Genomic DNA, 250 nt, shown 5'->3' on the forward strand with positions numbered 1-250 from the left:
CTGCTGGCCCATCGCATCAGTGCGGTGCCCGTGGTCGATGCCGACGGTCAAGTCGTCGGTATCGTGAGCGAAGGCGACCTCATGCGACGAGTCACCGATTCCGACTCGTCGTCTCATGGGGGCTCTTGGTGGCTTTCGTTATTTACTGGGGGTAAAGACGCGGGCGAGTATGTGAAGGCAAAGGGCAAAAAAGCCCATGAGGTGATGACCCCCGACCCGTTGACCATTGAGGAGAATATGCCGCTGCATG

At 58.4% G+C, this 250-nt stretch carries 1 protein-coding gene; it reads left to right on the plus strand.

Annotation, left to right across the window (positions count from 1 at the left end; genetic code table 11):
* A partial coding sequence (locus tag R0J92_RS25175) for a CBS domain-containing protein (protein ID WP_411053694.1) occupies nt 1–250 on the plus strand: 250 nt, incomplete at both ends.

It is taken from the genome of Tritonibacter sp. SIMBA_163 (genome assembly GCF_046535935.1).
Classification (GTDB): Bacteria; Pseudomonadota; Alphaproteobacteria; order Rhodobacterales; family Rhodobacteraceae; genus Epibacterium; species Epibacterium scottomollicae.